We start from the raw sequence: 25,783 nt of genomic DNA on the forward strand, positions 1-25,783 counted from the left end.
CCGCCCCTTTAAGTGCCCCAAAGCGGCTGTAATCAAACGCATCAATCTTAATTCGAGTAGGCTGCCCTACACTCACAAAACCAATATCTCTTGGCGATAAACGAGCTTTAAAGTCGGCTTTCCCACCAACAGGAACGATTTCAACCACAGTGCCACCTGGCTGAATAACACCACCGTTTTGCGTGCTTGGCAGGCTTTGCACCAAGCCTTGTAGCGGTGACACTAACATAGTGTTCGTCAATTTAGCTTGGCTTGAACGAACTCTGGCATTCAGTGCTGATAAGTCAGATACGGCTTTAGAACGATCATCGCTGACCTTGGCCTTCGCCTCTGCTAAAAGCTGTTCAATTTTTTGCTCTGTGCTGTCTGCTTGCTTGATTAACACCGCTTTCTTACCACGAGCTTCTTCGATTTTCTGTTCGATACTGGCCAGTTTTTGTCGCATTTCAAGCACACGTAAGCGTGAAATGTTACCCGCTTTATAACCCTTTTCTAGTATGTTCAACTCTTGCTTAGTCGCATTCAACTCTTTCTCATAACTCGGCAAGGCCTTTTCTACACTAAGAAGCTGTTCTGCAATTTGCTCGCTCTCTTTCTCAAGCACCACTCGCTTTTGGAAGTACAGGGCTTTTTGCGCGTTCAGCTGCGCTTTTTGTTGGCTGACGATCTCTGGGTAATCGACCTCGAACTCAGCAAGGTTAGGCTCGCGTTGTTCAAGCAGAGCATTCATACGCTCCACACTGGCTAGAAGTGTCACTTGTTGAGACTTGAGCTCTTCAAGGGCGGTACGCTGGAAAGTGGCATCAAACTCAACAAGCGGTTGGCCTTTCTCAACCAACTGGCCTTCTTTTACGAGAATTTGCTTTAACTTACCGCCAATCGCACTTTGTAATACTTGCTTCTCGCCTTCTGGAATCACAGCACCTTTGGCTTTGGCGATTTCATCCACTTGAGTGACGACAGACCAAGTGGCAAAAGCAATAACACATAAGGCAACCGACCATGTGGCCAGCGCCAATGTACGAGCCGTATTTTGTGATTCAACAAGTTCACCGTAGCGCTTGCCCTTCTCGATAGATTGTTTAGTCATTAGCGACTCCTTGCTTAGACTCTGATTGTTCTTGTTGGGCTGCATTTTGTTGAGCAGACGAATCTTGAGTTGACGGCTGTAACTCTTGAGATAACGGTTGCTCAGATAACTGCGGTTCTTGAGAAGCTTGAAGTTCTGAAGGCTGTTCCTGATTCGAAGACTGCTCCGGCTCTAATGGACCGGCATAAACCACTGCACCTTCATTTAATACCACAACTTTATCGGCAAGCTTGATTAAATCCGGATCGTGGGACGTGTAGATCACCGTTGCTTTTCCTTTTTTCGAGTGCACAAACTCACCAAATATACGTTTAGCATTTGGGTGAGCATCCGGCACAGGATTATCCATTAAGAACATAGGGTAGTCATAAACCAGCGCTTTCGCGTCAATGAGGATCTGCGCGACGCTGCCAGACAACATGTCAAAAAGGCTGTCCGGCTGAATACTGCTGATGGAAGTGTCTAGCCCACCTGATAATGTCTCGAACCAACGCTTTCCTCCCACCATTTCAATTGCAGAGATCATTTTCTGATCTTCGACTTTATGACCGTCGTTTAGCCACTCTCGAATACTCAGCGTAAGCAAATCAGGGTATGCGGCTCGAATGAAACACCAGTGACGATAGAGCTGCGGGTCGTATTGAACGAGATTAACACCTTCAAGCTCAACCATGCCGTTTTGGATAAGCTGCAAGCCAGACAGCACTTCGATCAATGTTGATTTACCGCTCCCAGAAGGGCCAGTAATCGCAACAATTTCACCCGCTTCAATATCAAAACTCACACCATTCAAGGCGGGGCGACTCTGTTTGGGATAACGCAGTGTCACTTGGTCTAATTTCAAGCTAGGCGCTACCACAGGCAACGGGTGATGTTGGTAACTGAACTCGCGCTCAGATGGCTGAGACAAAATACGATTTACCTGCAATTTGGATTGATTAAAGCTGTTAAAACGCATCGCACTGTTTGCCAACACCTGAGCGGGACCCGTCACTTTAGATATCAACATCATTGAAGCAATCAAACCACCGGGGGTCATCACTTGTTCAAAGATAAGTCCAATGCCTAACCCCATCACCGCGAGTGTCGAACCTACACCAATGAAATAGTAAATCGAGGTGTAACGACTCTGGAGAACCGATTGATTAAAGGTCACTGTAGACGCGAGAAGGTTGGCTTTTTTGAAGCGTTGAATCCAGTGCTCTGAGAATCCGGCACTGCGAATAAAGGCAAGCTTGGATGACAATTCATTGGTCATATTTTGACGATTCGTACCTGCTACCGTCGATTGCATTGAACGCTTGCTGCTAGAGCGTATCGTACGCTTAGCCAATAAGTAATACAGAACCAAAGAAACGATTGGAACCAGCACTAACCACCCGCCTAACACACCAATCGCAAGTACGAAGATTAGAATGAAGGGAAGATCAAATAACGCATTTCCTAATGGCCCAGATAGCACACCTGAAATACGCTCTGACAGCATCACTTGGTTTTGCTGACTAGACGAAGCCGTTTGCTGGTTTTGAGCATAGCTATTTCGAAGCAGACGCTGCACAAGGGATTGAGAGGTTTCACGACTTACTCGGTTCGAAACTGAAGCAAACACTCGGCTACGTAATGTTCTCAACCACCCCATCATTACAAACAACAACGCCGCGCCAATGGCGATACCTTGCAGCTCATGCCCTGCATCACCGCCAATCACATGGTCATAAATCGACATCGTGATGAATGGAACAGCAAGTGCAAACAAGTTGGTGATAAAACTGACCAACAGCAATTTAGGGATGATAGGGCGAAACGCATGTAACCTTTCGCCAACCCAGTCAGGAGATGCCTTCTCTAATGGTGGCCCATCGATAACGATGCAAAACTGAGGAATGTCTGAAACGTCTTCATTGCCATCAACGGCAACAAACTGTTTTGACTCCAAGTGACCAGAAACCAATTCATTTTCACCGAGAACCAGTAGAACTAATTTGTGATCGCCTACTTCATCTAAGTTGGCAACCAAGCGATATGGCAATGCAAGCCTATCAAACAGGGCAAACATATCATCAATTGATTCAATGCCGTTCTCATCAACCCATTGGCGAGCGAACAATTGGATATTCGCATTAACTTCCAACTCCTTGAGCACAGAAAGGCTTTCAGTTTCCAGTCGGTTCATCGGCTCATGTTGACCGTCTGTTTCGCCATGGCGATTAGCATCTAAACGATTCATGCAATGACCTCCTGCTGATTAGTACTGTCTTCGGCAATTGAACCGTTTTCTACTGTAATTGTTCGACTCACTAGTTCGCGAAGTTTTGCATGATAGCTCACCATCAGTATCGTCCGTCCTGCCGCCACTTCTTCTTCCAGAACCTTAGCTAAGTTTCCAAGGGCATCTAAATCAAGCGAAGAGTCTGGCCTTTCTAACATGATAATGGGCTTGTCACTTGCCAGTTGAGTCGCGATATTGAGCATTTTCACGTTGCCCATACTCAGTAAAGACGCACTCGTATGGCCAATTTGTGTCTCTAGTCCATCGGGTAATCGAGTGATTTCCTTGGTCAAACCCAAACGCTTAGCATAGTCACTGGCGCTATGTGTTCTCTCAGGATCAAACCCGCACAAGTTGTCGAGAATAGTACCTGACACCAACTGCCCTTTAACGCCGCAGTAGGCCGCAATATTGGTTACGGATGCGATAGAAACGGCAGCTCCGTTAATGAAGCACTCACCGGTTTTCAGATCATCAATACCTGCTATCGACGACAATAGGTGGCTATTGGTGTTACGATCTTCGCTCTCTAGCAATACCAACTCACCTTTATTCAATGTGACATCGGCATGAGCGAGTTCACCGTATCTTTCAACGGTCGCTTGCTTGATTTCCAACATTTCAAAGTCAGACAAGTGGCTCTCAGCTTGCTCAGAATCTGAAGATTCCGATAGTGACAAGTCACTCAATTTTTCTATTGCCTGATTCGCGCTGTGTATTGAATTAAGCTTGATTCGAACGCCGACCAGAGCGCTTAACGGTGCAACCGCTCTGCCCGATAAGATAGAACATGCCGCCAATCCACCAGTAGTTAACTGACCATCCAGCACCCATAAGCTGCCAGTAATCACGAGTAAAACTGACGTCGCTAATGCTGCAAGCTGAATACACTCTTGGGCAAAGGCATTCTGTTCCTCTTCTCTCGCTTTAGACTGAGAACGAACATTATTGAGGGATTTAAACTGATTGAAGATTCGAGACTCAACAGCCTGACGTTTGATTCCTTGAATGGTTTGGCTTAGCAAAATCAAAAACGCTTTTCGCTCCTGCTCATCTTGGGAAGCTTCTTCACTTAGGCTTTTAACGCGAATAGAAGATAACCAAACAATTCCGAGAGTAATCAGCCAAACTGCCAAAGGTATCGCCACCAGCTCACCGCCGATATAAGCCACCAAACCCAAGAAGATCAATGCGAAAGGCAAATCAATAAAGCCTGCAATCACCCCACCGGAATACCAATCTTTGACTTTGGATACAGAGCCGAGCCCTTCTTCTACGCCACCAACACCTAAATGACGAAGATGTCTTGATGAAGCATTAGTCACCCTTTCCACCAAGGTTTGATAGGTTGCTTTCTCGGTATTACTGGCCGCAGCAGACAAAAGCCAAGTACGCACAAAACGCATGAGTGCTTCCATAGCAACAGCCAACGTCGCACCCGCTAATAACAGAGTGGCAGTCCCATAACTCTGATTAGGTAAGATACGATCGTAAATTTGTAAAACCGTTAGCGGAACGGCGAGAGAAAGAAGATTTATGAGCAAAGAAGGCAGTAGGACTTTCCCCACCACCCCTTTGTTTTTCATTGAACTTGCGGGCATACACAATCCTTATCCATGCTTATGAAATAAGATTGGTACACCATATTGGGTATTGCAAGGTAACGAACTGATTTAACGTGTTTTTCAATATAAATATGACACAGATCTTTTTACACAAATCTGTGGCTATATCTGTACCTTATAAACGCTCCTTACAAACCATTGTCGTAATCCGCTATCGCCTGCTTTAGCTTTGAGAAATCCGAGTTACATAAATACGGTTTCAGTGCTTCAAATTTATCTGAGGGCCACTCGTATATTTTGAATGAAATGAGCTCATCAATTACGGATTCATCAAAGCGGTATTTGACGACTTTAGCTGGAGAGCCACCGACAATGCTGTAGGGTACGACGTCTTTTGTCACAACGCTATTCGCTGCAACCACAGCGCCTTCGCCAATCGTAACACCGGGCATCACCATCGCTCGCATGCCTAGCCACACCCCATCTTTAATGTGAGTATCACCTTTACCAATGTAGGCGTCATCAATGACATCCATAAATGGGTAAAGTGAAAACCAATCGACTCTGTGTGTATGGTTACCGCCCATTAAAATCACAACCTCGGCCCCAATGCAGACATAATCACCGATATAGAGTTCGTCGATTTCCCATCGCGGCTCCCACCGGCGGCTGACCTCGTCGCCATGTAAATAACGCACTACTGACTGTTCAAAGCCATTATCCCAGCAATCGCTGTAATAACTGTGTTGACCTTTTACGTGAATATTGGGGTTGGTTACGACTTCATGTAGCAACTCGAATTTGGACCAATGCTTCTTGTGCATTTTTACCTCTGAATGATCTATTTAGTTTTATCCGTTTAAATATCAAAATGTTCGACGATGCAAATCCAAGGTGCACAAACTAACGCCCCATAAACACAGGGTTCGCTGGGATGAATAGTGAGTATCACGCTTAAATCATAGCAATGTCGCTAAAACTAAAGAATCGTCAGTGGATTCGAGGTTGCTTTAAGAGAGGAAGTAATTTCAAAGTTTGCTCAGTTTTTATCGATAACTTGGTTGGACAATTTACAGGCTTAGTGTATCTGTTTAATCGCGCCAATTTGACAGGAAGATGTGATTAATAAGGTTTCAAATTTCGTTTCATATAATATGAAATAAATAAAAGCCTGCGCGATTACACAGGCTCAAACTTAGACTCAGTTATAAACTCCGGCTCACGCTTGGAGCTGGGTTCAGCGACTACATACGAGCAAGCTGTACTTTTCTGTCTTTGTTGACCACGCAGAAGTTACCGCGCTTAGTGCGACACTTAGAGCATCGTTCGCATTCAACAGGGCTTTTATCCCCTTCTTTCCAACGCTTCACTAAGTGCGGCTCAGAAAGCAGAGGTCGTGAAAGTGCGAAGTACTCAATGCCCGTGTTGTTCGCAATCGCTTCGATAGCATCAAAATCCGTCAGGCCGCCAACCGTGATAACTGGGATGTTAACGTCTTGGCTAATTGCGTGGCCGTATTCATGGAAGTAACCTTCAGCTTGGATAGTAAATCCGTCGTGTGACTCGCCAATCATGGTGTCGGCTTTACCATGAATGTTGCCAGAAACTACAATGCCATCAACGCCTACTTCTTCAAGCTTTTTACACACCAAACGCGTTTCATCGAAGGTCACACCGCCCTCAAAAAACTCAGAAGCGGTCAGCTTAACCAAGATTGGGAAATCGTCGCCTACTAGCTTGCGCGTTGCCGTGTAGATCTCTAGCAAAAATCTCATGCGATTTTCTAAGCTACCGCCGTATTCGTCCTCACGCTGGTTGTAATAAGGACTTAAGAACTGGTTAATCAGATAGGTATGAGCAGCATGAATTTCAACGCCATCAAAACCTGATTTCTGTGCTCTCAATGACGCTTGAGCAAACGCATCAACAATGTAGTCGATCTCGTCTTTAGTCATCGCTTTGCCTAGTGTTTGAGTTCCTTTTTCTGGAACCTCACTTGGTGCGTAGATCACTCGTTCGCCAAGATCATGCGTGGTTTTGGTGCCACCATAAGCCAATTGCATCACGATTTTAGAGTCATTATCGTGCACCAGTTGAGTCAGCTTTTGATACTCTGCTATGAATGAGTCGTTATACATCCCCATCATGCCCGCATTCGGCTTTTCTTCTTCAACAATGTTCGCGTAACCCGTTACGATCAGGCCGATTTCACCTTGAGCCAACTCTTCATAGATAGCGTACAGTTTATCTGTCATATGCCCATCTTCGGTGGCCATATTTTCCCACGTTGCACTTCTCATGAAGCGGTTCTTTAGTGTCATCTTGCCAATGTGGGTTTCTGTAAACAAAGTGCTCAAGTGTCTTCCTCTCAAAATCGTATTACGCGAGTTACCCATTAAGCATGGGCACTGATTCAGGCGGATACTACAGAGAATAAGACAGGGAAAACTTAATCTAGATTAAGAGAGCGGCACTCTCATGTGAGAAAGATATAGAAAGCATCAAAAAGAGATAAAAAAGATTGGAGAAATGGTAATAAAAGAAAGTCGCTAAGTTTTAATAAGCGACTTTGTTCAATTTAATCTGGACTAAGTCAATGGTTCTTACGAGAGGTGTCCACCTGCGAATTGCTGCCTGCTAACAGTTATTTGAACTCATAGGTATAAGAAGCCCCAACACTGTTATTTTCACCGAAGTCATCCTCAGCAAAGATAGTGAAGAAGTTGAATGATTGAGCATCACTCAACTTGTAGCTAGCACCGACACCAGCCCAATACCCTGAATAATCATCAGAGCCCATTGAACCACCACCGAAGCCCATAATAGACCATTCATCCGTAATCGTTTTTAAGCCAAACGCGCCAATGTAACCACCGTGTGTTGCACTCGGCATCAATACATAATCAGAGCCAACGTTGTCATAATCGAAAACCGCTACTTCGCCATCATTATAACTGTAGCCAGCCATAGGGAAGATTTGCCACCCGAACGGCTCAATGTCGAAATAACTCAGTGGTATAAACGTACCAATACTGTAGTTATTCTTATAAGCATCATTATCATACTCAGAGCGGCTAAAGTTGAAGTTCACGATACCCATAGGCAACAGCCATGAACCGCCTAATCGCCACTCTTCGCCGTCTGCATTGACACGAGCATTGATCATTCGCGCTTCATCTAAACCAATAGACCCAGAGAACTGTAAATCTTCGTTATAAGCAACGCCAGCTTTGGTTACGATTTTAGTCGGGTCGTCAGGGTGCTTCTCTTCAGCAAAAGCACCCGTTGAACACCATGTTACTGCTGCAACAATTAATAAGTTAAGTTTTGTCATTAGAAGGTAGCACTGACGCCAACGAAGTGGATACGACCATCGAACGAACCGTTTAATAAGTTACGTCCAGCAGGCCCATCACGATCCATCTCAACTGATCCTAAATCTGCATATTCGTAGAACACGTCAATTAAGATGTCATCCCAGTAGGTAGATGCGCCCACTGAGTAACGGTACTGTTCACCCACTGGTAAATCAACCCATTGCATTGCAGGATCATCTTGTGGCGAAGTTTCGTAAGAGAACCCTGCTTTTAAGCGCCAGTCTGAGTTCAATTGATAGTCCGCACCTACCGCAAATTTCCACACATCATCCCAATCGCGTTTAATAGGAACACCACCGATACTAGTTGCTCCAAAATCAAGTACGGTTTCATCCCATTCACTCCAACGGTGGAATTGAATGCTCGCCAAAAGATCAAGTTGAGAGTTCAATGCATAACTTGCACTGAAGTCAATGATTTCAGGAAGAGCAATATCTGTAGAAAAAGAGTTAGCAACATCACCTAAACCTTTCACTTCGTTATTAAACTCGTGTTCTAGCTTAGATCTATAGCTGGCACCTAACTTAAGTTTATCTGTCGGTGTGTACATTACGCCAAGGTTATAGCCGTATGCCCAATCAGTGTCTTGTTTAGCAGTAAGCATTGACGTTGTTTGTTGGAATGCAGCCCAACTGAATTGCACACCTGCGCCTACTGACCACTGGTCATTCAGCTTATAACTTAGTGATGGGTTCACTTGCATTGCAGTGAGAGTGATATCTTCTAAAAGTGCTGCACCCGCCCAATTGCTGCCGTAATCTAAGCTAGAGCCACCGACAGCACCAAGTGCTATACCAAGGTGTAACTTGTCAGTGACTTGATGAGCGTGGAATGCGCCAAATGAAGGCATCACTGAGTGAGCTTTACCATCTTGCTTGTCACCGTTATCTTGATATTTCATCTCAAGATCGAAAGCCATGGTGTTGATGGTCGTCTTACTTTCGCCCATGTGAGACATAGTGGCAGGGTTTGTCCACATCGCCGCTGCAGATCGAGTGTAAACACCGTCGCCAGCACCAGTAGTACCAGCGTTGGCAACGACAGCTTCTTGCAAAAACAGGCCACTTGCGAATGCATTTAAGCTCGTAAAAATTGCAGTGGCAGCTAGAGAGTAAGTAAAAGTTTTGTTCATCAGAGCGCTCATTTAGCCTTAGACATTAAATTGCTCTAAGGTTACCGCAAAGCCCCATAAACAAAGGGAATATCGATTATTCCTGTACAAGCGTTATTTGAACTTTCTTGCTAAGTAAGAGCGTGGCTTATCGGGATGAATTTCACGTTGAGCAGCAATCGCTCTGTTCTTACCTAACCCAACCTTTATCTGATACCAAGTCTCGTAGAATACAGCCATTCCCGGGCTTGACCACCAAGTCTTGTTATAGAGTTTCTTATTAGCAGCGACAACATCTGGCGACCGATTCGCACATTCCAATGCCAAGGCATAAGCTTCAGCGTAAGGGTCTTCGGCAATCTTGGTCACCAATCCATATTCTTTCGCGGTTTCGCAGTCGATCACTTTGGCCGTCATCGCCATTTCTAGGGTGTGATCTTTACGCATTAACTCTCGAAATGCGATGGCGCCTCCCATGTCAGGAATCAAACCCCATTTGGCTTCCAGTATCGAGAAAGTCGCGTCTGGACTGGCCATCCTAAAATCACCACCACTGGCTAATTGAAGGCCGCCTCCCCAACAACGACCATGAATCGCAAAAATGACAGGACATGGGATCTCTCGCCAACCAAGCGAAAAGTGCTGCGCAGCATTAGGTAATGTCGGTAACCATTTGAACAAAAGCTTCATCGCCCCTACTTTACTGTTTAATAACGATTTAACATCTAAACCAGAACAAAAATCGGAACCACTGCCTTTAACAATAACAGCTCGAATATCTCTGTTCTTCTTGAGCTCACTTATCATGTCATTAACGGCTTCAAACATCGCCATATCAATAGCATTCAGCTTATCGGGTCGATTCAACACAACCGTCGCAATTTGGTTTTCATCGATAGAACAAGTAATACGATCGAGGTTTGGCATGGTGGCTACCTTATCAGTGGTCAGACCTTTAGATTATACATTTTATTAACATATGCCAAACTTGCACATTAAGAAGCGAGACCTGTGTTGCTTAACACCGCCCCTTTACACAAACGACATAAATAAAAAAGCAGTGATGGATCGCTCCATTCACTGCTTTTTATTCGTAGCTTTGAATACCAGTAGCTTTGATAATCACGGACTCTCAGTTTTGGGAGAACCTATGTTCTGCGAGATTTCAATAACAAGAAGATGAAGTAGCTACCACCAATAATGGAAACTAACGTCCCTGCAGCGAGTTGAGCTGGGAATACCACCACTTGCCCTAACCAGTCTGCAAATAGCATGAGTGCAGCACCAATTAAAAACGACAAGATGATCTGCTCTCGAACCAAACGAGCCCCCATCATTGCAGCGATATGCGGAGCTAACAAGCCGATAAACGCGACAGGTCCCATGGTGGTTGTCACGACCGAACATAAGATCGCAACAATACACAACAATGCCACGTAGGCGATATTGATATTCAACCCTCTGGCACTCGCGAACTGACGTCCAGTCGCAATTAACGTCACCCAACGACTCAACAGCAGAGCCACACCAATACAAGCCGTTATCACGACAGCCATTATAGTGGCAGACTCAGGCTCCACACGGTAGGTAGACCCTGCTAACCAAGCCAATAATGTGTATTTCCCTTCACCCACTCGCGTTAGAGAGAATTGCACCAAAGCTTCCAATACCGCGGTCAGCGAAATACCTGTGAGGATCAAAATCGATGGCGCGAACTGATGCTTCTTGCCAAGCAACAATAACAAACAGAGTGCAATCGCAGTGCCCAGAAACGCAACCCACGGGCTTAGCGAGTGAATCGAATAGCCCATGAATAAGCTACTGAAAATCAACGCCAGAACCGCACCCGCCGACACACCAAGAATATCTGGGCTTGCGAGCGGGTTGTAGACCAATCTTTGTAAAATCACACCCGCCACCGCTAAGCCGCCACCAGCGAATATCGCGGTTAACATTCTAGGCCAACGAATAGACCATTCAAATGCGTCTGGAATAACAAAGTAGCCCATATCAGAAGAAGGCTGAGACAATGAACTCAACGCCAGCAACCCGAAAATCATTGTGCCCAACAAGAAGTAAGCCACAGGTGAAATAAACTTTGGCCCTTTAGGCATCGAGAAAAACAGCTGATCTTGAGCAGACATTTGCTTGCGAGCAATAATGATCAAAGCTGGAGCACCAATCACTGCGGTTGCCGTCCCTGTTGGAATCATATCCAAAGACCATTGCGCCAAGAAGATCGCCAAGCTGTCAGTGACACACAGCAGTAACGCACCTAATACACAGCTTGCGATGAGTTCAGATTTGGCCTTTAAAAAACCTAGATGCCTAGCGATATTAGGGGCAATCAAGCCGATAAAGCTGATCACGCCCACTGAGGTAATCGACACAGACACCAACCAAACGCCAACCGCCATCAATACAAAGAATGTCGTTCCGATGTTAAGGCCACGCGCTGCTGCCCCTTCTGTGCCGATGGAAAGCAAAGTCAGAACTCGCGGTGCTAAAAAGAATATGGCAAAAATCGGCAACAGCTTAGGCATCAACCAAAGCACTTGTTCCCAACCATTCTGTCCTAGATCGCCCGCTCCCCACACAAACAGATTTTGTGCGTACTGGTCGTTGAGCAGAATAATCGCCGTCGCAAATGCCCCTAGCAACAAGTTGACCGCCATACCCGCCAATACAATTGGCAAGCCGCTCATGTTTTTGATTCCAACAATCGAAACAATCAGCCCCATCGCAAGCAGCGCACCGATTAAAGCAAACCAAACTGAATACTGAGCGACCAACATCGGCGCAACCACATTCAGAATAACCAGACCAAGCCATGCACCTGACGATGTACCTAAGGTTAGCGGCGACATCATACGATTTTGGGTCAGTTGTTGAAACAAGCTGCCGATGGTGCCAAGTGTTGCGCCAACCAAGATTGCCATGACCAAGCGAGGTAAGTTGACATAGGCTAACGCCATCAGCTCGAATGAATCATCAACCATTGAGTTGAATGTAACGATGTCACTGATCTGTGAGGCTTGTTGAAGCAACTCACCAATAGGGCCAAATTCAGACTGACCCAACCATAAATGAATAAGGGCGGCGATAAATAACGCCGCTCCCATCATCAAACCACTGGATTTCATTATTGCTCCGCTAGCGTCAACAACGATTGCGCCATAGCTTCCGCGTTATACAAAATCGACATGGCACCACCGTAGCTCCAACTTGCTGCCACTGGGCTAAATTGACCATTTCGAACAAAGGGCATGCTCTTCCAGACCGGAGAGCGGTCTAGTTTGTCTTGATATGGGAAAGGTTCAAAGTAAAGTGCGATACCCTTCTTCACGTTCTTAAGCTCAGTCATGCGTTTTTGACTGATGCCCCACTCACTTGCAGGAAGATCCATCGCATTCTCAAAGCCTAGCTGCTCAAGTGCATATTGTGGAATCGAGTTATCACCGTAAATGTATACCGAAGTGGTGCTCGCAAAACGGAAAGAGGTGACTTTCGGGTTGTCGCCCGAATACGCTTTATCTAGTTCAGCTTTTAGAACCGCGATACGCTCATCCATTGCGGCCAGCTTTTGGTTCGCTTGTTCTTCTTTACCAAGCAACTGTCCGATCTTCTTGAAGTTCTCGATAGCAGCCGCTGCATTGCTGTGCTGGTCACTGTATGTTTGATAGTAAAGCACGGGCGCAATTTCAGAAAGTCGTTCCTGAAGATCTTTCTGAGGAGAAGCGATAAGAATCACATCAGGGTTTAGCTTCTTCAAAGCAGAGAAATTAGGCTCAGTTCGAGTGCCAATATCTGCCACGCCTTCTGGAATCGCAGGTTGAACAACCCAATCGGTATAACCTGCAATATCAGGTACTGCTACTAGCGTGACACCGAGTTCAATCACTTGTTCAGCAATGTCCCAGTTCAGCGCAGCCACTCTAACAGGCTGAGCTTCAAGGGTTTTAACACCCTCACTGTCTTCAACTTGAAAATCCGCCATCGCATTAAACGATAAAGCGCTCGCTAATACGGATACCACCAGCTTTGCATTCAAGCACTTTACTTTAGAAAAATGGGAAGCTATTCGTTGTAAATTCATACTGTTGCCTACTCAATCTAAATTCTATATTTCTTCAAACAACAAAAGCAACCCAGTGAAGGCTGCTTTAAAATTGATCACCCTAACCTAGTTAGAATTCATAGTTTACGCTTAGCTCTACAGATTGCTCAGCACCAAACCAGCAGTTCGATTGGTCGTAACAGGTGTAGTACTCTTCATTGAATAGGTTATTCACTAACAAGTTAGCGGTTGCGCCAGATAATGTGTCGCTCGCCTCTCCTAAGTCATAACCCACGGACAAATCGACAACCGTATATGAGGGTACTTTTCCTTGAGTATTGGTTGCATCCATCTCCATTTCACCCATATAACGTGCACCTGCACTGAAGCGAGTTCCTGATAAAGCACCACCATAGACATAGTAATTGCTCCATAGATTAGCAGCATGTGTCGGTACATAGATTGGTGTAGTGCCTTCTAGATCTGGGTTCGCATCTTCAGTCACTTCCATGTCGACATACGTATAGCTCGCATTAACATCCCAATCTTCCGTTACAAACCATCTGCCTTCGACTTCGACACCTTGAGAACGCACTTCGCCTAACTGAATCTTAGAGCGATACGTTGGATCCGATGGATCTGCAGCAATTGAATCTTTCTTAGTAATGTAAAAGTATGATGCTGTAAGTTGCTGTGCCATATCAGCAGACAGGTATTTCACACCTAGTTCGACTTGCTCACCCAGCTGAGGTTTCAACGAATTACCGTTAATATCAGTACCAGCAGCTGGTTCAAAACTCGTCGCGTAACTTACAAATGGAGAGATGCCATTATCTAACTCATACAAAGCACCTACGCGGTAAGAGAACTGATTGTGATCCGCTTTTTCTGTGCCATCGCTTGTTGGGTAAATACTCGTTTTATCGTCACTCGCTTTGAACATGTCGTAACGTCCACCAGCAAGTAAAACCAGCTCGTCATAGCGAACTTGGTCTTGGAAATATAATCCTAACTGCTCGGTAGTAATGTCGTGGGATTCACGGTAATTCTCTTGCAGCTGACTTTTATCCAAAAGGTCGTTATTTGGATTGTATGCGTTGAAATCACCGAAACTACTGTTTGCATCAAACTCTTTGTACAAAGAGTCACCTGTTAGCTTTAGGTAGTCGACACCGAATAGTAAATTGTGCTCTAAGCCACTAATTTCGACGCGGCCTGAAACTTGGTTATCGATAACAAAGCTTTGAGAGTCTTCATCCGTGCTATACACATTTCGAATTAAGCTACCAGTTGCGGCGTTAAAATTCGTACCGCGATGGTAGGTGTTTTCTTGATATAGCGACGCATCGGAATAACGAGCGTTCTGAAGGAAAGTCCAGTTGTCATTGATTTGGTGGTTAATTTTGTAACCTAACATCAAGACTTCACGTTCAAAGGTACTCCAGTTCTTGTCGCCCATCGACACAGATGGATCACTTGCCTTCAATACTTCGAGCGGCATTGCAGAGTTAGTACCCATTGACGGATCATTCTGATAGTAAAGATTGAAGTTAATAAGTGTTCTATCAGATACCTGCCAATCTAGCGATGGAGCAATCACATAACGCTCTTCTTCAGCGTTATCAACTTGGCTCTCTTGTTTACGAGCGAGTGCAACTAAACGATATGAAAAGTCACTGTCACCTAACTGACCTGAAGTATCAATTGACGCTTCCATCAAGTTTCTTGAGCCTGTAGATACACCCACTTTTGTCGACCAGTCTTCTTGCGGTGCCTTCGCGATCATGTTGACCATACCACCCGGCGGCATCGATCCATACAACACAGACGTAGGGCCTTTAAACACTTCAACTTGCTGAATCGCAATAGGGTCGATCTGAGGTTGCAGGTTCCATCCAGTAAGGAACGGCAGAATCAAGCCATCGTAGTAACTCTGATTGTTACTAAACCCACGAATCGAGAACGTATCGTACATCGTTACTGATGCGCCCTTTTGCTCCGTCACAACACCCGGCGCATATCTAAGTGCCTGATTGAGGGACTTCACACCTCGTTGCTCTAACTGTTCTTCATCAATGACTGTAATACCTTGAGGTGTTTCTTCTGGCTCAAGTGCCGATTTAGTTGCTGTATTACGATAGGCTTTACCCATAATAGTGACAGTTTCTACATTCGAATCTACCGCAGTAACGGTTTCTTCCGCTAATGCTTGCGCTGAGAACGCAGTCAGCAACGCGACTGCCAATGATGAATACTTAAAACGAGTGTGAGTGGTCATAATTCCCTCGGTACCAATGCTTAATATAAATAATAATAAATCTCATTTGCATTGTATGTATCTAGAGGTGGGATAATTAACAATTTGGTGCAAATTCAAAAAGAACTTGACCTATTTTTAGTAGAAAACGGTCAATTGGTGATTAAAAAGACAATTGACCCTATTGATAGGAAGGCTTTGCTAGAAGAGAGTGAGCGGGAATATGACTACGATTTAATAATAGGGATCCAGTACTCCATTTCTGCATTAGCAGCATGAGCTTGATAGCCAAATGGATACACTTCAAGCTCATATCCATCAACGCCACGATAACCTGAACTTGGCATCCAATTCAGCACAAACCAACTCAAGGTGTGTCGTAAATTCTCAATTGGACCACAGTGCTTCACTACAGCATAAGTTTGCTTAGGAACCGTCAGTACCTCTAACCTTTCAGAGATAATACTCGGTAATTGCGGGATTGAAATTCCTTCCTGAAGCTCAACTCCTGCCCAATAGTGAATATTCGTGCCGTCAAAGCAAGACTGAGTCAGGTCAACCACGCCAATGAACTGGAGCACGTTGTCGTCAGGGAGCTCAACCTCACCTTCTAAAAGTGACCATAGCTGAGGGACTTTCTGAGCGAAGTCTTGCGTGAGTGAAAACAAACCACTGATTTCTGATGTCATGCCTTTAACAAGAAACGACTCTTTTTCGTCGATGCGAACTTCAACAAAACTCAGAGCGCCTTTTTCTTCTGCACTGACGGTTTCAGATACTTGTATCGGCTTCCTTAGCCCTACTCTTTTACCCGCTTTTCTATATTGGCTTGGGCTTGCCCCAAACATCTGCTTAAAGGAACGACTAAAACTAATTTCTGAGTTGAATCCAAGCCCGAGTGCAACATCAATGACCCGGTCTCTTCCATCAAGTAGCTCTTCGGCAGCCTGACTCAGTTTTAGCTCTCTCACATAGTTCGCCACAGTAAGCCCAGTTTCGGCTTGAAACACTCTTTGCAGTTGCCAGCGAGACCAACAGCTTTGCTTTGCAATATCTTCTAGAGATAGCGCAGAACTAAGGTTCGCATGGATATAAGCCAAAACGCGGCTGATACGGTCAAATGCAGGTGTGTTCATATTCAAGCTTTCATATTCTCGGTGGTGGCTAAGGCGTGTTGACCTTTCGGGGTTGAGTAAAGCTCAACACGATCTAAAACATATTGGTTTCAGCAATACTTTTATCATTTAAAAAGGCTTTGATCACTTAAAAAAGGCTAAGCCGCGTACAATTCATAAATTAACCAAAACAGCAAAAGCCCAACGTAGATGCTCCATTTTGTATGGTTATCCTTAATTAGGTTCGCTATGATAACGCAACTGATTCTCATTTAATGGTTTAAGATGCTTTCCCAGCTCCACAATATTGTCACTAGTAGGAGAGCGCCGTCTCTACATCAAAAAATTTTCGCTTACTCAAAGCAAGTTACCCCTTATTTAAGCGGAAGCTTTGGTGCTCTGCATAGTAAGAGCATTGCAATAACGAATGACGATAGCCATAAAGAGATCAAACGCGTTTACGATGGCCTCGCACAAAACCACCCTGAAGCGGGCAAAGCCTATTGGTTAACCCGAACGTGGGATCTAGTATGCTGGCAACCCATCTATGTGACCTTCATTTCCATTTATGGCCTTCACTCATTGCCGGATATTAAGAACATCGGCCAGTTTAGATATAAAGAGTTTGTCACCGGCTACCGTTTCTTTAATGGTGATCATCAACACGGTTCACCAGAAGAACTGATTCCACAGGCGGGTGAAGCTATTTTTGCGCTGACCGAGTTTTATCGCAGCCAGATTAGTGAGTGGACACGCATTCGTCCAGGGTTTACCAACCACTTACTGGCTGATCTACTGTTAAGTAGTTTGATCAAGCTTCAGCAGCACGAACCAAGCCTAACTAACGACTATATCACTGAACAAGCGAAGCTTTGGTTAGCGGCATGCCAATTGTCGGAAAGTCATTTGGACAGCCTGAAGGTTGATGCAAACTCAGGTATGCTAAAGCTAATCAGAGTCAGCTGCTGCTTAGTTTACAAATGCGAATCAGGAAAGTATTGCGACGATTGTCCAAGACACCCCGATAACAAAAAAGCAGCGCAATAACACCCTCTATTTTTAAAGGTCAATAAAGCTTATTTGATTTCATTGATTCGCTTTATTGGTTTAGACACAGGACTGACATGTTTCAGCTTTCAAACATCAAAATTGTTCGTGATGAACGAACCATTCTCTCAATTGAAGACCTTGCGATTACGACCAATGAACTGACTGTCGTTCTTGGCCATAATGGTTCAGGTAAATCTACACTCGTTAATTTGCTATCAGGGCAGATGTCACCGGATCATGGTAGCGTTGAACTGGACGGCACTTCTCTTTCTTCACTAAAAAGCAAAGACTTAGCCAAGAAGATTGCGTATTTACCGCAAAAACTTCCAGCTTCTGCTGGCTTAACTGTCGAAGAGCTGGTTCGTTTAGGGCGTTTTCCTTGGCGAGGCGCACTTGGCCGTTGGAATTCAGAAGATAAGTCGATCATCCAGCAAGCAATGGAAAGAACCGGTGTTACTGAATTCTCACAAGCATTAGCGGATGACTTATCTGGTGGTGAACGTCAACGAGCGTGGGTCTCCATGTTGCTGGCTCAACAGTCACCGGTATTGATCCTTGATGAACCGACTTCTGCATTGGATGTTCATCACCAATTCCAACTGATGAGTTTATTGTCTGAACTGAACAAAAATGAAGACGTTGGCGTTATCGTTATTTTGCACGATTTGAACCTAGCGCTTCGTTACGCCACACATATTGTTGCCCTAAAAAAAGGGCAGATTGCGTTTGAAGGCAGCGCGGATAAGTTGCTTGATGAACAGGCTTTGTCTGCACTGTATGAGTCCCCTATCCGACTGATCGATCATCCAGTTCCCGCTAAGACAGCAGCAAGCGAAAAGGTAGCCGTTGTTTGTGAATAGTTCGGATATTTAAGTCCAAACTCTAAGCTCTAAGCTCTAAGCTCTAAGCTCTAAGCTCTAAGCATAAAAAGGCCATTGAAATCGTAGAACTTCAATGGCCTTTTCGTTTTTCACTCGCTAGCTAAATAATTAAATACCCAAATAACTAGCTAAGCTGGGACTGTCTCGCTTCTTGGCTACTGAAACCACGTAAAATATTAAACAGGGTAATCAGTGTGAACAACATGATGACAAGCGATAAATGCCACGCTTCTCCTAGCCCTAATTGAACCAGCCCCATACTCACCATTGAAGAGACCACCATCTGCCCGCCGCCAGACATCGCAGCAGCCGCGCCAGCGTTCTTCTTATAAGGCAACATCACTAACGCCTGAGCACAAGGTAAAGCAATACCATTACCAAGAATCATCAAGAACTGACCAAGCATGAGATACAGAGGTTCAAGTGGACAGACGAAAAGCCACAACGCAGCAGAGATGTGTAACACAGGCGTGCATAACAGTGTTTTCTTGTTACCCAACATAGGGCGAATACGGTTACATAAGCTTGTTCCGCCAAGCATGCCTAATGCAGGAATCACCGCCCACATCGCGTATTCATCTGACGTCATGCCAATCTGGTTCTGCATGATAAACGGCATCACCGAAACAGTGGTGATCATCAAGCTAAAGTTAAGCCAACCGATACTCGCAAAGCTCATAAAATAACGAGAAGTGAGTAACTCCTTATATTGAGAAACCATTTTCTTCGGTGAAGGGATCGCCGAAACCTGAGTGACGGTTTCCTTAAATTTGAACGCTAACACCACCCAAGCTAATGAGACATAGCCAAGTAGCGAGATAAACACCATGCTCCAACCGAAGTGGAAGTTAATGAATCCACCGATAACCGGAGCAATCAAAGGTGTAATAGACGCAACCATAGCAATGTAAGACATCGCTAATGGCAAATCTGCCCCACTGAATCTGTCTCGCGTAGACGCACGAGCAAGTATCGCGCAACAACCGGTTCCTAAGCCTTGCAGGAATCGCCCCATCACCATGCTAGTAAACGAGTGACTGAAGAAGATGATCATCAAGAGGCCAAGCATCGCAATCAACAAACCGCTTAACAGTACCTTCTTACGCCCAAGAGCATCGGAAATAGGGCCATAAATAAACTGGGAAGGACCAAAGCCTAATAAATATACACTCACCAAAAGCTGAGCTTGCTCTAGCGAGACATCAAAATCTTTTGCGATCCAAGGTAAAGAAGGAAACACCAAGCCCATACTGAGCTGACCGATACTGATGACCAAACACGCTAGTAAGATCGATTTAAAATCAAATCCACGACTCATCGTTTAATACGTCCATTTGAAGAAAAATCGTGCGTATCTAACTCACAACATAAAAACTGAGAAAATAGCGAAAATGCTGCTGACGAGTTGTTCATAATGCTCCGACGGGATCAAATAGAGTAAGGCACAGTAAACATACGTGAGCTTGTATAATCATACAATAGTCGTTCAACTAAATATGTGAATAGTCACTTTTCAGCAACCTCGGCTTTTCGCCTATCGGCCACAAGCGCTAGACTAACACTAGATGCTCATAATCAAGGGACTTCAATGAACACTCATCACCGTATTTTTTCATGTGCTTTGGCGCTGCTTGCCTCTGTTCCTATAACGTCAACCTTTGCGTGGCAGGCAGAGGAGATCACCGACGGACTCGTGATCCCTTGGGGGCTGGCTTATGTCAACGATAAGTCCATGCTAGTCACAGAAAAATCTGGCGTCATTAAACACGTTGATTTAAAAACAGGCGACCAAAACACACTATTCAGGCTGCCAAATATCTGGGCTAAAGGCCAAGGCGGATTATTAGATATAGCATTATCTCCTTTTGAAAACGGGAGGTTCTACGTCACTTATAGTAAAGACGTCGATGGTGAAGGCGTAACGACACTGGCTTCTGCTGATTACAGCAATAATGAAGTCACCAATTGGACAGACGTGTTTGTGTCAAAGTCCAAAACAGACGCCGGACGTCACTTTGGTAGCCGTATCACCTTTGATGATAGCCACATCTATTTTTCAATCGGTGATCGTGGTGAGCGAGACAATGGCCAAGACACACTGACTCACGCTGGCTCAATATTACGACTGAATGCCGATGGAAGCACACCAAGCGATAATCCATTCACGGATAACAACAAGGTGCTCAATGAAATTTGGAGCTTTGGTCATCGCAATCCACAAGGGCTCTTTTACGACCTCCACAGTAAAAAGCTTTGGTCTATTGAACACGGGCCGCGCGGAGGTGATGAAATCAACCTAATAAAAGCAGGTGCCAACTATGGGTGGCCAGTCACCTCACACGGAAAAGAGTATTGGGGCCCTATCAGCGTTGGCGAATCTGAAACCAAAGATGGTATTGAAGCGCCTAAAAAAGTCTATGTTCCTTCAATCGCTCCGGGCAGTTTGATTGTTTACCAAGGAGACAAATACCCAGAGCTGAAAGGCAAACTGCTGGCTGGCGCACTAAAACTTACTCACATCAATATTGTGACAGTCAATGAACAAGGTGAGGCAATAGAGGAAGAACGCATTTTAGAGGACTTAGGCGAAAGGGTAAGAGACATCGAAACTTCACCAAACGGAGACATCTTCTTCAGCACTGATAATGGCAATCTGTACCGCTTGAAAAAGTAGCCGAGACCTCGTTCAAGTAAAGGCACTTACCTGACAACGACATTTATAAATATAAGCCGTTAAAAGTGGGCTCAATGCCCAGTTAGCGGCTTTAAATTTGCAAAAATGAATGCGCTAAAACAGTGCATTTACTCCAAATTCGTCATCAATTTCGACCACCTTTTTCACAAAAACTACAACAAATCACCATACAACTGTAACTCCATGATATTTAAGGAATGCAAAGTTTGACTACCCCCAAGTTTCTGCAACCTTTCCCTATGTATTCGATTGACTATCCCCTGATTTGATTTAGACTCGTTCCCGGCTAGAAAGAAAGTTCTTTGTATATAAACATTTCGTTGGATTACTAGTAACCCCGTTGTGTTGTACGCAATAGCAATAAACTTTTCCGCGCTATCAGTGCCACAATTGGCTCAAAATAAAAATTTAATTTTAGGATATCATCATGTCTAACACAGTTACTGGTACAGTAAAATGGTTCAACGAAACTAAAGGCTTTGGCTTCATTCAACAAGAAAACGGTCCAGACGTATTCGCACACTTCTCTGCTATCACTGGCGACGGTTTCAAAACTCTTGCTGAAGGCCAAAAAGTTGAGTTCGTAGTATCTCAAGGTCAAAAAGGCCCACAAGCTGACAGCATCAAAGTACTTTAATTTAGTATTTTAAAGCTTTCTAAAAATAGCCAGCCTCTGCTGGCTATTTTTTTACCCGTTATTCAGAGATTTAAGGTAATATTCCCCTTCACTATTTCTACCTAAGACACCCTCTCAATGGCTCTTAAACCGACAATCTACAAGTTTCGTATCTCTTTAACCGATATGAATCGCGACTATTACGACTCTTTTAATCTAACGGTTGCACAACACCCTTCTGAAACAGAACAGCGAATGATGGCTCGAATCATGGCTTTCTGTATCAATGCATCTCCTGAACTTGAGTTCACTAAAGGGTTGTCTAGCATTGAAGAACCCGATTTATGGCAGAAGTCGTTAGACGATCAAATCCTAGAATGGGTTGATGTAGGCGAACCTGATCCAGAGCGTGTTAAGAAGGCAACTCGCCTATCTAAATCAGTACGCGTATTCAGCTTCAACACTAAATCAAACGTTTGGTGGGAACAGAACAAAGGTAAATTCGGTTACCTAAAAGCTCAGATCGTTCGTCTAGACAACGATGGTATTGAGCAGCTAGCAGCGATGACACAACGTACGATGGATCTTTCAGTCATGCTGTCGGGTAACTCTGCTTTCGTTAACAGCGATACTCAATCTGCAGAAGTAACGTGGGAAGAGCTACAGAGTAATGACTGAGCGTCCAACCCCGAAGAGTTCGCAAACAGCAGCTAGCCAGCTAGAAAAAGCCAAGCAGCAAGCCGACGCGCAGCTAGAAATCAAAGCCAAACAACAAGCTAGAACCAAGCTTCACCAGTGTTTAAAAGAAGCAGGTTTAGATTCAGTCAAAGCGCTCTCAACAGGCTACGAGAAAGAGCTATCGTCATTTATTGATGAAAACCACGCTTTGTTTAAACACGCCTGTGAGAACAAACCGGACAACTCTGCACGTCAGACGTTGCTTGGCCTGCTAACTAAAGTACATATCGATGCAAGCTATCGCTTTGAAAGCAATAAAGAAGCGAATGAGGCGATGCAAAATGTATTCGATAATACAGTGGGCTCTGAGCACAGCGACAAGTTTCAAAACTCTAACGCTCAACAGTTAAAACTAGTCACGCATTTGTGGTTGTTCATTCAAGGACGACTAGGAATGGATTACAGCCTAGCCAATGATCATGCTGCTGTGGCCGCTACGCTACTGTCTCGTATATCGAGAAGCAGTGATGATGAGATTCGCGTAGAGTTCATGGCCAGTTTTTATGATGGTTTGAACATCTATCAAGCCGAGAACAAGCCATCCGGCATTGTTCACCACTTAAAGCGTCTGTTTAATCTTTCTTAAGCACTCCACCAGCGATTGATTCTAGTTACGCTTTATATGCTTTCAACAAACGTTAAGATATAGAGCGTGCTTTTTCTGCTTGGCCGCAACAGATTCCCTATTACGATCATTCTTCACTCTAGGGAATGACGGCATTCGTAGTCATTGCTGTTTACTTCATTACAGGCGTAAAAAAGCCCCGCAGAAAGCGAGGCTTAGAATATTTTCAACGAACATCAATTTACAGAGGCTAAATCGCGTTCATCAAATAACGAAACGTATTAACGCAGGCCGTGTAAGAATTCGTGGCGCGTTGCTGGGTTTGATCTGAAAATACCGCCCAGAGCTGTTGTTGTGGTTTCGCTAGTTGCATCCATCACACCACGAGACTTCACGCAGTAGTGAACGGCATCCATGGTGACAGCAACGTCATCAGTTTCGAGTAGAGTTTGCAATGCAACAAGGATCTGCTGAGTCATACGTTCTTGAACTTGTGGACGCTGAGCAAAGAATCGAACAATACGATTAATCTTTGAAAGGCCGATGATTTTCCCACGCGGAATATAAGCGACCGCAGTCTTACCATCAATCGTCACTAAGTGGTGCTCACAAGTACTGGTCACAGTAATGTCTTTTACTCGTACCATCTCACGAACGCCCATCTTGTTTTCGATTACCGTAATTTTAGGGAAATTAGCGTAATCCAAACCAGAGAAAATTTCATCCACGTACATTTTAGCAATACGTTGCGGTGTTTCTTCCAGACTATCGTCCGTAAGATCAAGTTCAAGGAGAGTGAGAATCTCACGCATATGGTGTTCGATTCGTTCCTTTTTCTCTTCTCGGCTAACCTGGTTAGGACTCATTGGTGTCTCTAATCCGCGGCTTGCTAGCGCATCTTTAACCAACTTCGCTGATTCGCTAAGACCTGACATTGAACTTCCTCTTTTATTACCCCTTCTGGATGGCAAACAAGGATACTCGGAATTTTGAATAAATACACCCATATTTTAAGGGAGGTCATTATTTACGGGGCTTAAACTATGCTAAAGTGGCTGCAATTTCGTTGGCGAACCATCATGATTTGATAATTATTGAATCCCTATTGCCAACCACCAAATCAAAATAATAACGATCAAAGGATTTCAATTATGGGCTGTTGCGACGCTCCGGGCTTGATGCCAATTGAAGAAGCACTAGATAAGCTGCTATCACCAATTCAACCTATTCAAACGACCTTATCACTGCCATTAGCAGAAGCATTGGGTTACGTACTTGCTGAAGATATTCTATCCCCTATTTTTGTACCTCCTTTTGATAACTCAGCAATGGACGGCTATGCACTGCGCTTAGCAGACCTAGAGAACGGTAAAGTGCTGCCTTTAGCGGGCAAGTCCTATGCAGGTCAACCATTTGAAGGTGAATGGCCAGCAAACACCTGCATTCGCATTATGACTGGCGCAAAGATCCCGGAAGGTTGTGACGCTGTAATCATGCAAGAAAATACTCGCGAAACCGATGCGGGCATCGAAATTCAGCAAGACGACATCAAACTGAACAACAATATTCGCCCTACCGGTGACGACATCAAACAAGGTGACATCGTTCTTAGCCGTGGCGAACGTTTAACGCCTCGTGATATCCCAATGATTGCTTCACTCGGTGTGAGTCATGTGACTGTGGCACACAAACCTAAAGTCGCTTTCTTCTCTACTGGCGATGAGCTAAAACCGCTAGGCCAGCCTCTTGAAGATGGCCAAATCTACGACAGCAACCGCTACGGTATTAAACCGCTGATTGAAGCATTTGGTTGTGAAGCGATTGACCTAGGCATCATCCCAGATTGCCCTGCAACGCTTAAAGAAACCTTCGAGAAAGCTCAAGAACTCGCGGATGTTGTTGTGACTTCTGGCGGTGTGAGTGTGGGTGAAGCGGATTACACCAAAGATATTTTGGAAGAACTCGGCCAAATCGGCTTTTGGAAGCTAGCAATCAAGCCAGGTAAACCGTTCGCATTTGGTGAGCTAGACAACGCGTGGTTCTGTGGCCTACCGGGTAACCCTGTTTCTGCAATGATGACCATGTACGTTTTAGTTCAACCTATGCTGGCTAAATTGGCTGGTCACACCGCATGGACAGCACCAGAATCGATTCCTGCTATCACTAAGTCTGCATTCAAAAAAGGCCCAGGCCGTACTGATTATCAACGTGGCATCTACTCGATCGAAAACGGTCAGTTTGTAGTAGAAACAACAGGTAACCAAAGCTCCGGCGCTTTCCGCTCAATGAGCTTAGCAAACTGCTTTGTGGTACTAGAGCGCGAACGTGGCCGTGTTGAAGTCGGTGAAACGGTTCAGATTCAACTGTTTAACTCGACGCTTTACTAACGAGGCTTGC

Annotated in this window: 21 protein-coding genes; 7 read left to right on the forward strand and 14 right to left on the reverse strand. The window is 44.7% G+C overall.

The features are described from left to right. From A142_RS18465 to A142_RS18520, 12 genes are all read right to left on the reverse strand, one after another. Positions 1-1,090 (reverse strand): HlyD family type I secretion periplasmic adaptor subunit (locus A142_RS18465; RefSeq protein WP_019822823.1); only part of this gene is annotated, 1,090 nt, incomplete at its 3' end. After that, positions 1,083-3,317, reverse strand: a complete 2,235-nt coding sequence (locus A142_RS18470) for an ABC transporter transmembrane domain-containing protein (protein ID WP_019822825.1) — start codon at positions 3,315-3,317, stop codon at positions 1,083-1,085. The genes A142_RS18465 and A142_RS18470, both read right to left, overlap by 8 nt. Further along, positions 3,314-4,960: an ABC transporter transmembrane domain-containing protein gene (locus A142_RS18475; protein ID WP_019822827.1), complete on the reverse strand. Its 1,647-nt coding sequence runs from the start codon at positions 4,958-4,960 to the stop codon at positions 3,314-3,316. The genes A142_RS18470 and A142_RS18475 overlap by 4 nt, the downstream gene beginning before the upstream one ends. Before the next feature lie 152 nt (positions 4,961-5,112). After that, positions 5,113-5,748: a CatB-related O-acetyltransferase gene (locus tag A142_RS18480; protein WP_019822829.1), complete on the reverse strand. Its 636-nt coding sequence runs from the start codon at positions 5,746-5,748 to the stop codon at positions 5,113-5,115. Between the two features lie 420 nt (positions 5,749-6,168). Continuing rightward, positions 6,169-7,281: an NADH:flavin oxidoreductase gene (locus A142_RS18485; RefSeq protein WP_019822831.1), complete on the reverse strand. Its 1,113-nt coding sequence runs from the start codon at positions 7,279-7,281 to the stop codon at positions 6,169-6,171. Positions 7,282-7,568: 287 nt separating this feature from the next. After that, positions 7,569-8,258, reverse strand: a complete 690-nt coding sequence (locus A142_RS18490) for a hypothetical protein (RefSeq protein WP_019822833.1) — start codon at positions 8,256-8,258, stop codon at positions 7,569-7,571. Further along, entirely contained in the window at positions 8,258-9,433 is a 1,176-nt protein-coding gene (locus tag A142_RS18495; RefSeq protein ID WP_019822835.1) for an OmpP1/FadL family transporter, read from the reverse strand. Before A142_RS18495 ends, A142_RS18490 begins: the two co-directional genes overlap by 1 nt. A 93-nt stretch (positions 9,434-9,526) precedes the next feature. Further along, positions 9,527-10,339, reverse strand: a complete 813-nt coding sequence (locus A142_RS18500) for a crotonase/enoyl-CoA hydratase family protein (protein ID WP_019822837.1) — start codon at positions 10,337-10,339, stop codon at positions 9,527-9,529. Between the two features lie 221 nt (positions 10,340-10,560). Beyond that, a complete protein-coding gene (fhuB, locus tag A142_RS18505; RefSeq protein WP_019822839.1) occupies positions 10,561-12,555 on the reverse strand; it encodes a Fe(3+)-hydroxamate ABC transporter permease FhuB in 1,995 nt (664 codons plus the stop codon). Continuing rightward, positions 12,555-13,508 (reverse strand): iron-siderophore ABC transporter substrate-binding protein, encoded by a 954-nt coding sequence (locus A142_RS18510; RefSeq protein WP_019822841.1) that lies wholly within the window; start codon positions 13,506-13,508, stop codon positions 12,555-12,557. Before A142_RS18510 ends, fhuB begins: the two co-directional genes overlap by 1 nt. 91 nt (positions 13,509-13,599) lie before the next feature. After that, positions 13,600-15,747: a TonB-dependent siderophore receptor gene (locus tag A142_RS18515; protein WP_019822843.1), complete on the reverse strand. Its 2,148-nt coding sequence runs from the start codon at positions 15,745-15,747 to the stop codon at positions 13,600-13,602. A gap of 206 nt (positions 15,748-15,953) precedes the next feature. Next, entirely contained in the window at positions 15,954-16,862 is a 909-nt protein-coding gene (locus tag A142_RS18520) for an AraC family transcriptional regulator (protein WP_019822845.1), read from the reverse strand. 264 nt (positions 16,863-17,126) lie between these two features. On the opposite strand from A142_RS18520, the gene A142_RS18525 reads away from it, so the two are divergent. After that, positions 17,127-17,888, forward strand: a complete 762-nt coding sequence (locus tag A142_RS18525) for a siderophore ferric iron reductase (RefSeq protein WP_019822848.1) — start codon at positions 17,127-17,129, stop codon at positions 17,886-17,888. A 77-nt stretch (positions 17,889-17,965) separates the two neighbouring features. Further along, on the forward strand, positions 17,966-18,751 hold the full coding sequence (locus tag A142_RS18530; RefSeq protein WP_019822850.1) for an ABC transporter ATP-binding protein: 786 nt from the start codon (positions 17,966-17,968) through the stop codon (positions 18,749-18,751). Between the two features lie 145 nt (positions 18,752-18,896). Here the strand turns inward: A142_RS18530 and A142_RS18535 are convergent, their stop codons facing one another. Then, entirely contained in the window at positions 18,897-20,090 is a 1,194-nt protein-coding gene (locus A142_RS18535; RefSeq protein ID WP_019822852.1) for a multidrug effflux MFS transporter, read from the reverse strand. 270 nt (positions 20,091-20,360) lie between these two features. Here A142_RS18535 and A142_RS18540 point away from each other — a divergent pair, with 270 nt between their 5' ends. The 4 genes from A142_RS18540 to A142_RS18555 all read left to right on the forward strand — a co-directional run bounded on the left by A142_RS18540 (position 20,361) and on the right by A142_RS18555 (position 23,407). Beyond that, on the forward strand, positions 20,361-21,446 hold the full coding sequence (locus A142_RS18540) for a PQQ-dependent sugar dehydrogenase (protein WP_019822854.1): 1,086 nt from the start codon (positions 20,361-20,363) through the stop codon (positions 21,444-21,446). 448 nt (positions 21,447-21,894) lie between these two features. Continuing rightward, a complete protein-coding gene (locus A142_RS18545; RefSeq protein ID WP_010430417.1) occupies positions 21,895-22,104 on the forward strand; it encodes a cold-shock protein in 210 nt (69 codons plus the stop codon). Positions 22,105-22,221: 117 nt separating this feature from the next. Then, positions 22,222-22,761 (forward strand): YaeQ family protein, encoded by a 540-nt coding sequence (locus A142_RS18550; protein ID WP_019822856.1) that lies wholly within the window; start codon positions 22,222-22,224, stop codon positions 22,759-22,761. Beyond that, on the forward strand, positions 22,754-23,407 hold the full coding sequence (locus A142_RS18555; RefSeq protein ID WP_019822858.1) for a hypothetical protein: 654 nt from the start codon (positions 22,754-22,756) through the stop codon (positions 23,405-23,407). The genes A142_RS18550 and A142_RS18555 overlap by 8 nt, the downstream gene beginning before the upstream one ends. A gap of 260 nt (positions 23,408-23,667) precedes the next feature. On the opposite strand, the gene folE is transcribed toward A142_RS18555, so the two are convergent. After that, positions 23,668-24,321 (reverse strand): GTP cyclohydrolase I FolE, encoded by a 654-nt coding sequence (folE, locus tag A142_RS18560; RefSeq protein ID WP_017061725.1) that lies wholly within the window; start codon positions 24,319-24,321, stop codon positions 23,668-23,670. A gap of 216 nt (positions 24,322-24,537) precedes the next feature. On the opposite strand from folE, the gene moeA reads away from it, so the two are divergent. Next, positions 24,538-25,773: a molybdopterin molybdotransferase MoeA gene (moeA, locus tag A142_RS18565; protein WP_019822860.1), complete on the forward strand. Its 1,236-nt coding sequence runs from the start codon at positions 24,538-24,540 to the stop codon at positions 25,771-25,773. Positions 25,774-25,783: the final 10 nt, after the last annotated feature.

The sequence above is a fragment of the Vibrio splendidus 12E03 genome (assembly GCF_000272105.2).
GTDB lineage: Bacteria > Pseudomonadota > Gammaproteobacteria > Enterobacterales > Vibrionaceae > Vibrio > Vibrio splendidus_I.

Bases quoted from the DNA above. Each gene is read 5' to 3' on its own strand.
- A142_RS18540 (WP_019822854.1), top strand. From the start codon at position 20,361: ATGAACACTCATCACCGTATTTTTTCATGTGCTTTGGCGCTGCTTGCC.
- A142_RS18530 (WP_019822850.1), top strand. From the start codon at position 17,966: ATGTTTCAGCTTTCAAACATCAAAATTGTTCGTGATGAACGAACCATT.
- A142_RS18480 (WP_019822829.1), bottom strand. From the start codon at position 5,748: ATGCACAAGAAGCATTGGTCCAAATTCGAGTTGCTACATGAAGTCGTA.
- A142_RS18555 (WP_019822858.1), top strand. From the start codon at position 22,754: ATGACTGAGCGTCCAACCCCGAAGAGTTCGCAAACAGCAGCTAGCCAG.
- A142_RS18475 (WP_019822827.1), bottom strand. From the start codon at position 4,960: ATGCCCGCAAGTTCAATGAAAAACAAAGGGGTGGTGGGGAAAGTCCTA.
- A142_RS18490 (WP_019822833.1), bottom strand. From the start codon at position 8,258: ATGACAAAACTTAACTTATTAATTGTTGCAGCAGTAACATGGTGTTCA.
- A142_RS18515 (WP_019822843.1), bottom strand. From the start codon at position 15,747: ATGACCACTCACACTCGTTTTAAGTATTCATCATTGGCAGTCGCGTTG.
- A142_RS18500 (WP_019822837.1), bottom strand. From the start codon at position 10,339: ATGCCAAACCTCGATCGTATTACTTGTTCTATCGATGAAAACCAAATT.
- A142_RS18520 (WP_019822845.1), bottom strand. From the start codon at position 16,862: ATGAACACACCTGCATTTGACCGTATCAGCCGCGTTTTGGCTTATATC.
- A142_RS18470 (WP_019822825.1), bottom strand. From the start codon at position 3,317: ATGAATCGTTTAGATGCTAATCGCCATGGCGAAACAGACGGTCAACAT.
- moeA (WP_019822860.1), top strand. From the start codon at position 24,538: ATGGGCTGTTGCGACGCTCCGGGCTTGATGCCAATTGAAGAAGCACTA.
- folE (WP_017061725.1), bottom strand. From the start codon at position 24,321: ATGTCAGGTCTTAGCGAATCAGCGAAGTTGGTTAAAGATGCGCTAGCA.
- A142_RS18550 (WP_019822856.1), top strand. From the start codon at position 22,222: ATGGCTCTTAAACCGACAATCTACAAGTTTCGTATCTCTTTAACCGAT.
- A142_RS18535 (WP_019822852.1), bottom strand. From the start codon at position 20,090: ATGAGTCGTGGATTTGATTTTAAATCGATCTTACTAGCGTGTTTGGTC.
- fhuB (WP_019822839.1), bottom strand. From the start codon at position 12,555: ATGAAATCCAGTGGTTTGATGATGGGAGCGGCGTTATTTATCGCCGCC.
- A142_RS18495 (WP_019822835.1), bottom strand. From the start codon at position 9,433: ATGAACAAAACTTTTACTTACTCTCTAGCTGCCACTGCAATTTTTACG.
- A142_RS18525 (WP_019822848.1), top strand. From the start codon at position 17,127: ATGCTTTCCCAGCTCCACAATATTGTCACTAGTAGGAGAGCGCCGTCT.
- A142_RS18545 (WP_010430417.1), top strand. From the start codon at position 21,895: ATGTCTAACACAGTTACTGGTACAGTAAAATGGTTCAACGAAACTAAA.
- A142_RS18510 (WP_019822841.1), bottom strand. From the start codon at position 13,508: ATGAATTTACAACGAATAGCTTCCCATTTTTCTAAAGTAAAGTGCTTG.